7 protein-coding genes are annotated in these 7,704 nt (G+C 60.8%); 6 read left to right on the top strand and 1 reads right to left on the bottom strand.

The genetic code is table 11. The features are described 5' to 3' along the window. The 6 genes from ACXRVY_RS12220 to trpE all read left to right on the top strand — a co-directional run. Positions 1-1,246, top strand: a 1,246-nt coding sequence (locus ACXRVY_RS12220; protein ID WP_458237476.1) for an ABC transporter permease, incomplete at its 5' end; no start/stop codon positions are given. A gap of 12 nt (positions 1,247-1,258) precedes the next feature. Continuing rightward, positions 1,259-2,083 carry an ABC transporter permease gene (locus ACXRVY_RS12215; protein WP_458237475.1) on the top strand — a complete coding sequence of 275 codons (825 nt, stop codon included), beginning with the start codon at positions 1,259-1,261 and terminating at the stop codon, positions 2,081-2,083. Positions 2,084-2,314: 231 nt separating this feature from the next. After that, positions 2,315-3,463 carry an iron-containing alcohol dehydrogenase gene (locus ACXRVY_RS12210; protein ID WP_223456975.1) on the top strand — a complete coding sequence of 383 codons (1,149 nt, stop codon included), beginning with the start codon at positions 2,315-2,317 and terminating at the stop codon, positions 3,461-3,463. A 115-nt stretch (positions 3,464-3,578) separates the two neighbouring features. Further along, the gene (rpe, locus tag ACXRVY_RS12205) at positions 3,579-4,253 is read left to right on the top strand and encodes a ribulose-phosphate 3-epimerase (RefSeq protein ID WP_458237474.1); all 675 of its coding nucleotides are present in this window, start codon (positions 3,579-3,581) and stop codon (positions 4,251-4,253) included. Then, the gene (locus ACXRVY_RS12200) at positions 4,250-5,068 is read left to right on the top strand and encodes a phosphoglycolate phosphatase (RefSeq protein WP_223456977.1); all 819 of its coding nucleotides are present in this window, start codon (positions 4,250-4,252) and stop codon (positions 5,066-5,068) included. Before rpe ends, ACXRVY_RS12200 begins: the two co-directional genes overlap by 4 nt. A 70-nt stretch (positions 5,069-5,138) precedes the next feature. Beyond that, positions 5,139-6,620, top strand: coding sequence for an anthranilate synthase component I (gene trpE, locus ACXRVY_RS12195; RefSeq protein WP_458237473.1), 1,482 nt, complete (start codon positions 5,139-5,141; stop codon positions 6,618-6,620). A gap of 169 nt (positions 6,621-6,789) precedes the next feature. Here trpE and ACXRVY_RS12190 read toward each other — a convergent pair. Continuing rightward, positions 6,790-7,704 (bottom strand): autotransporter domain-containing protein (locus tag ACXRVY_RS12190; protein WP_458237472.1); only part of this gene is annotated, 915 nt, incomplete at its 5' end.

Below are 7,704 nucleotides of genomic sequence, written 5' to 3'. Positions count from 1 at the left end.
GGCTATCGCCGTTCCCCTGAACGAGGGCACCAGCCCCACCTTGAAGCAGCGGCTCAAGCACGCCGAGCGGGTCAACCGCTGGAAGGCCCAGGCGTTGATCGCGCCGCTGATGCTGTTTCTGTTGCTGGTGTTCCTGGTGCCGATCGTGGCGCTGCTCTACAAAAGCGTTGGCAACCCGGAAGTGGTCGGCGGCATGCCGCGCACCGTGACCGCCATCGCCAGTTGGGACGGCCGCGGCCTGCCCGCTGAACCGGTTTACAAAGCAGCGGCCGAAGACCTCGCCGAGGCTCGCAAGAACCAGACCCTGGGCGATCTGTCCAAACGCCTGAACATGGAATTGGCCGGCTACCGCAGCCTGCTGACCAAAACCGCCCGCGCCTTGCCGCTCGCAACCGAGCCGGCTTCTTATAAAGAAGCGCTGGAAGGTCTCGATGAGCGTTGGGGCGATCCTGCCTACTGGCAAGCGGTGCGCCGCAACACCAGCAGCATCACCCCGTATTACCTGCTGGCGGCCGTCGATCATCGCATCGACGACCTCGGCGAAATCGCCCCGGCGACCCCGGATCAGGCGATCTACCTCGACATCTTCGCCCGCACCTTCTGGATGGGCCTGATCATCACCATGATCTGCCTGGTGCTGGCGTATCCCCTGGCTTACCTGCTGGCCAACCTGCCATCGCGGCAGAGCAACCTGCTGATGATTCTGGTGCTGTTGCCGTTCTGGACGTCGATCCTGGTACGGGTCGCGGCGTGGATCGTGTTGCTGCAATCGGGTGGCCTGATCAACAGCGGCCTGATGGCCATGGGCATCATCGATAAGCCGATCGAGCTGGTGTTCAACCGCGTCGGTGTCTACATCTCGATGGTGCACATCCTGCTGCCGTTCATGATCCTGCCGATCTACAGCGTGATGAAAGGCATCTCGCCGACCTACATGCGTGCCGCGATTTCCCTCGGCTGCCATCCGTTCGCCAGTTTCTGGCGGGTGTACTTCCCGCAGACCTATGCCGGTGTCGGCGCCGGTTGCCTGTTGGTGTTCATCCTCGCCATCGGCTACTACATCACCCCGGCATTGCTGGGCAGCCCGAACGATCAAATGGTCAGCTACTTCGTCGCCTTCTACACCAACACCAGCATCAACTGGGGCATGGCGACCGCACTCGGTGGATTGTTGCTGCTGGCGACCGTGGTGCTTTATCTGATTTACAGCTGGCTGGTGGGCGCCAGTCGCCTGCGCCTGAGCTAAGGGGAGAACGAAATGCTGAGTCCTTATATGTCGCCCATCGAACGGGTGTGGTTCTACAGCTTGCGGATTCTCTGCGGCTTGATTCTGTTGTTCCTGATCCTGCCAGTACTGGTGATCATTCCGCTGTCGTTCAACTCGGGGAGTTTTCTGGTCTATCCGCTGCAAGGCTTTTCGCTGCACTGGTACCAGGACTTCTTTGCCTCGGCGGAATGGATGCGTTCGTTGAAGAACAGCATCATCGTGGCCCCGGCAGCGACGGTACTGGCGATGATCTTCGGCACGCTGGCGGCGATTGGCCTGACCCGCGGCGATTTTCCGGGCAAGCCGCTGGTGATGGCACTGGTGATTTCACCGATGGTGGTGCCGGTGGTGATCATTGGTGTGGCCAGTTACCTGACCTTCGCTCCACTGGGATTTGGCAACAGCTATACCTCGCTGATCGTCGTGCATGCCGTGCTCGGTGTGCCGTTTGTGATCATCACGGTGTCGGCGACCTTGCAGGGGTTCAACCAGAACCTGGTACGGGCCGCTGCGAGCCTGGGCGYTTCGCCGTTGACCACGTTCCGCCGGGTAACCTTGCCGCTGATCGCGCCGGGGGTGATCTCCGGAGCGCTGTTTGCCTTTGCGACTTCGTTCGATGAAGTGGTGGTGACGCTGTTCCTCGCAGGTCCCGAACAAGCGACGCTGCCGCGACAGATGTTCAGCGGCATCCGCGAAAACCTCAGCCCGACGATTGCCGCCGCCGCGACGCTGCTGATTGCCTTCTCGGTGATCCTGTTGCTGACCCTGGAATGGTTGCGCGGGCGTAGCGAGAAACTGCGTACTGCGCAGGTCTGACGGATCACCCCGATCAACTGTAGGAGCGAGCCTGCTCGCGATGAACTTCAACGATACCGCGGGAAATCTGACACCCCGCGGCGCTCTCAGGTTCATCGCGAGCAGGCTCGCTCCTACAGGTGTTTTTTGTGGTTTTCGGCAGGGTCGGTCATTCACCGCCTGAATAGAAGACAACCCGCAATCCCCAGCTACTATTGTGCCCAGCTCCCCTACCTATAAGAGGCTGCGCACATGGGTCTTTCCTCTTTCAAAATCGCTCACAAATTGATCACCGGCGCAGGTGCCATCGAGCAACTGTCTGCCGAGCTGACGCGTCTGGACATCGACAACCCACTGATCGTCACTGATGTCGCTTTGGTGAAATCCGGCACAGTAGAACTGGCACTGGCGCAGCTGGGCGAACGCAGCTACGAGATTTTCGACCGGGTACTGCCGGACCCGGAAATTGCCATCGTCGAAGATTGCATGCAGGTCTATCGCGACGGTGGGCATGACGGCTTGATCGGCCTGGGCGGCGGCAGTGCCATCGACATTGCCAAGAGCGTGGCGGCMTATGCCGGATACCACGGCGCGCTGGAGGATCTGTTCGGTATCGATCAGGTCCCGCGCAAAGGCCCGCCGCTGATCGCCATCCCGACTACGGCTGGTACCGGCTCGGAGGTGACCAACGTCGCCATCCTTTCCGACAAGGTCGCGCAACTGAAGAAGGGCATCGTCAGCGACTACCTGTTGCCGGACGTGGCGCTGGTCAGCCCGCAAATGACCCTGACCTGTCCGCGCAGCGTCACGGCGGCCAGCGGTATCGATGCGCTGGTGCATGCCATCGAGTCCTATCTGTCGGTCAATGCCTCGCCGATTACCGATGCCCTGGCCATTGGCGCCATCAAGTTGATCGCCAGGGCATTGCCCAAGGCCTACGCCAACCCGTCGAACCTGCAAGCCCGGGAAGACATGGCCACCGCCAGCCTGATGGCCGGCATGGCGTTCGGCAATGCCGGGGTTGGCGCGGTGCATGCGCTGGCGTATCCGCTGGGCGGGCGTTTCAACATTGCCCATGGCGTCAGTAATGCCTTGCTACTGCCCCATGTCATGACCTGGAACAAGATGGCCTGCATCGAACGCATGCAGGATATCGCCGAGGCCATGGGCGTGAAGACCGCTCACTTGAGCATCAACGAAGCGGCCGACAAAGCCGTGCAAACCATGACCGAGCTGTGTGCCGCCGTGGAAATTCCCCAGGGGCTGCGCAGCTTCGGTGTGCCCGAGGACGCCATTCCGTTCATGGCCGTGGAAGCGGCGGGGGTCGAGCGCTTGATGCGCAACAATCCGCGTAAGTTGAGTGCCGTCGATATCGAAAAGATCTATCGCGCGGCGTACTAGAGCTTCTGCCGTTGATGAATGATGGCAAGGTCCAATCATCGCGCTCACGGTGCGCGCGTCAAAGCATGAGGTATACAATGCGCGCCATCGTGATTCCGCTCAGAAAAGGTGCGTCATGCAGCCCTTCGTAATTGCTCCGTCGATTCTCTCCGCCGACTTCGCCCGCCTGGGTGAAGAAGTGGACAACGTCCTGGCCGCTGGCGCCGACTTCGTGCACTTCGACGTCATGGACAACCACTACGTACCGAACCTGACCATCGGCCCGATGGTCTGCGCGGCACTGCGCAAGTACGGCGTGACCGCGCCGATCGACGCGCACCTGATGGTCAGCCMGGTGGACCGCATCGTCGGCGACTTCATCGAAGCCGGCGCTACTTACATCACCTTCCACCCGGAAGCCACCCAGCACATCGACCGCTCCCTGCAATTGATCCGCGAAGGCGGCTGCAAGTCGGGCCTGGTGTTCAACCCGGCGACCCCGCTGGATGTGCTCAAGCACGTCATGGACAAGGTCGACATGATCCTGTTGATGAGCGTCAACCCGGGCTTCGGCGGGCAGAAGTTCATCCCCGGCACCCTCGACAAGCTGCGTGAAGTGCGGGCGCTGATCGATGCGTCGGGCCGTGACATTCGCCTGGAAATCGACGGCGGCGTGAACGTGAACAACATCCGCGAAATCGCGGCGGCCGGTGCCGACACCTTCGTCGCTGGCTCGGCCATCTTCAATGCGCCGAACTATCAGGAAGTCATCGACAAGATGCGTACCGAACTGGCGCTGGCTCGCCCATGAGTGGCTTTGAGCAGCTGTTCTCGGGGAAGCTGCCGCGGCTGGTGATGTTCGATCTGGACGGTACGTTGATCGACTCGGTCCCGGACCTGGCGGTGGCTGTGGACAAGATGCTGCTCAAACTCGGGCGCAAACCTGTCGGCATCGAATCGGTGCGTGACTGGGTGGGCAACGGCGTACACATGTTGGTGTGCCGGGCGTTGGCCAACCATATCGACGCCGAGGGTGTCGATGAAGTCGAGGCCGAGCATGCCTTGGAGTTGTTCAACGGCTTTTACGAGGACGGTCATGAGCTGACGGTGGTTTACCCCGGCGTGCGTGACACCCTCAAGTGGCTGAACAAACAAGGCGTCGAGATGGCACTGATCACCAACAAGCCGGAGCGTTTCGTCGCGCCGCTGCTGGATCAGATGAAAATCGGCCGCTATTTCCGCTGGATTATCGGCGGTGACACCCTGCCACAGAAAAAGCCTGATCCGGCCGCGCTGTTTTTCGTGATGAAAATGGCCAACATTCCGGCTTCGCAGTCGTTGTTCGTCGGCGATTCGCGCAGCGATGTGCTGGCGGCGAAAGCGGCGGGGGTCAAGTGTGTGGCCCTGAGCTACGGCTATAACCACGGACGGCCGATTGCCGAAGAGTCGCCGGCACTGGTGATCGACGACCTGCGCAAGCTAATTCCCGGTTGCCTGGATCCGGCCGCTGAGATAACGTTGGCCGACGCTGTCAAACCCCCTTCTGGAAACGCCATCGTGGTGGTCACTCGCAAACTCTGGATGAAAGTCATCAAGGCCCTGGCCCGCTGGCGTTGGCGCGCCTGACTTGATCCTGGCCGGCTATCCGGCGCGTTTGCATACCTGACTGTTCGATCCTCAAGCCACGAGGCACCTCATGATCCGCGAAGAATTCCTGCGTTTGGCCGCTGCCGGCTACAACCGCATCCCGCTTGCCTGTGAAACCCTGGCCGACTTCGACACACCGTTGTCGATCTACCTGAAGCTGGCCGACGAGCCCAATTCCTACTTGCTGGAGTCCGTACAGGGCGGCGAGAAGTGGGGCCGTTACTCGATCATCGGCCTGCCGTGCCGTACCGTGCTGCGGGTTCATGACCATCACGTCAGCGTGACCGTCGATGGTGTCGAAACCGAAAGCCACGACGTGGAAGACCCGCTGGCCTTCGTCGAAGCCTTCAAGGCTCGCTACAACGTGCCGACCATTGCCGGCCTGCCGCGTTTCAACGGCGGCCTGGTGGGCTACTTCGGTTACGACTGCGTGCGTTATGTGGAAAAGCGTCTGGGCAAGTGCCCGAACCCGGATCCGCTGGGCGTGCCGGACATCCTGCTGATGGTTTCCGACGCGGTGGTGGTGTTCGATAACCTGGCCGGCAAGATGCACGCAATCGTCTTGGCTGACCCGGCGCAGGAAGACGCCTTCGAACAAGGTCGCGCACGCCTGGAAGAGCTGCTGGAAAAACTCCGTCAGCCGATCACCCCACGCCGTGGCCTGGATTTCAGCAAGCAGCAAGCGGCCGATCCGGTATTCYGCTCCAGCTTCACCCAGAACGATTACGAAAAAGCCGTCGACACCATCAAGGAATACATCCTGGCCGGTGACTGTATGCAGGTCGTGCCGTCCCAGCGCATGTCGATCGACTTCAAGGCGGCGCCGATTGATCTGTATCGCGCGCTGCGCTGCTTCAACCCGACGCCTTACATGTACTTCTTCAACTTCGGCGACTTCCATGTCGTCGGCAGTTCGCCGGAAGTGCTGGTGCGGGTCGAAGACAACCTGATCACCGTGCGCCCGATTGCCGGCACCCGTCCACGGGGCGCCAACGAAGAGGCTGATCTGGCGCTGGAAAAAGACCTGCTGTCGGACGACAAGGAAATCGCCGAACACTTGATGCTGATCGACCTCGGTCGCAACGACACCGGTCGCGTATCGGAAATCGGCTCGGTGAAGCTCACCGAGAAAATGGTCATCGAGCGTTATTCCAACGTGATGCACATCGTGTCCAAMGTCACCGGGCAACTGAAAGCCGGACTGACGGCAATGGACGCACTGCGGGCGATTCTGCCGGCGGGCACGTTGTCCGGCGCACCGAAGATTCGTGCGATGGAAATCATCGACGAACTGGAGCCGGTCAAGCGTGGCGTCTACGGCGGCGCGGTCGGTTACTTCGCCTGGAACGGCAACATGGACACCGCCATTGCGATCCGCACGGCGGTGATCAAGAACGGCGAACTGCATGTGCAGGCCGGTGGCGGCATTGTGGCTGACTCGGTGCCGGCGCTGGAATGGGAAGAAACCCTGAACAAGCGTCGCGCGATGTTCCGCGCCGTTGYGCTGGCAGAACAAACCCCGGAAAACTGAGCTAACCACAAATCCTGTGGGAGCGAGCTTGCTCGCGATGGGGCCATCACTGTCACATTGATGTTGTCTGACCCTCCGCTATCGCGAGCAAGCTCGCTCCCACAATGACCTCACCAGCATAAAAAAACGCGGCGCCTGTGAGGGCGCCGCGTTTTTTATTGGCTGCACATCAGAAGTCCAGCGCAACACCTACGTTGATGCCCTGTTGGGTAAAGTCGTCGTCCTTGCGGATGTTGTAGCTGGCGCGCAGTGCCAGTTCCTTGGTGAGGTTGTGGCTCACCCCCAGGTTCACACGTTGCAAGTGACTTTGCGGGGTGTAGCCTGCCAGCGTGAACTGGTTGTTTGGCAGGCTGTTGAGGTTGATGCTCACGTCCTGGGTATCGTCGTTGTACTCACGTTCGATTGCCGCTTCGCCGAAAACCTGGGTTTGCGGGGTGATCTGGTATTTGCCCTGCAGGCCAGCGCCCAGACGCCGGGAAATACGCTCCTGATCGGCGAAGGTCAGCGCCGTGGAATCGTTGCCGTCCTCCGAGTAACCGTCGACTTGCACCTTGGCGAAATCGGCGCTGACAAACGGCGACAGGTGCCAAGGGCTGCTGGCTTGTTGCGCAATGTCGTAACCCACGCGTGCGCTGAAGGCCTCGACGTAGCCGCTGGTGTCGCCTTTTTCGCTGCGCTCGTTGGCGCCCAACTGGAATTTACGCTTGAGGCTGTCGTAATCCAGATGCCCAGCCGTCAACGCCGCATCAGCCCACACACGGTTTTGCTGGTACTGGGCGAAAGCCGTGCCCAGGTAAGTGTTGAGCTTGTAGTCGGAGTCGTTTGCGCCGGCTTCGAGTTTCTGGTTATAGAAACCGGCCACCAGGCCGACGCGCCAGGCATCGTCGAGACGGTAGCTGCCGCCGATGTTCAGGTTGGCTCCGTTGCCGTCGGCGCTTGCCACGCTGTCCTGGCCGTCAAAGTCCTGATGCTGTCCGCCGCCGGAAACAATGGCTCGCCATTGGCCGACGCCTTGCCAGTTTTCCCAATCGGCCAGCCACTGATTGCGCAATTCATCCTGATGCGCACGGACGGTGCCCTGGGC

Source organism: Pseudomonas sp. P5_A2_2 (assembly GCF_054177685.1).
Note: the sequence above shows the minus strand (reverse complement) of the source record. Positions and strands in the feature narration are given on the sequence as shown.

Coding starts and splice junctions, on each gene's coding strand:
- ACXRVY_RS12200 (WP_223456977.1), top strand. CDS start 4,250: ATGAGTGGCTTTGAGCAGCTGTTCTCGGGGAAGCTGCCGCGGCTGGTG.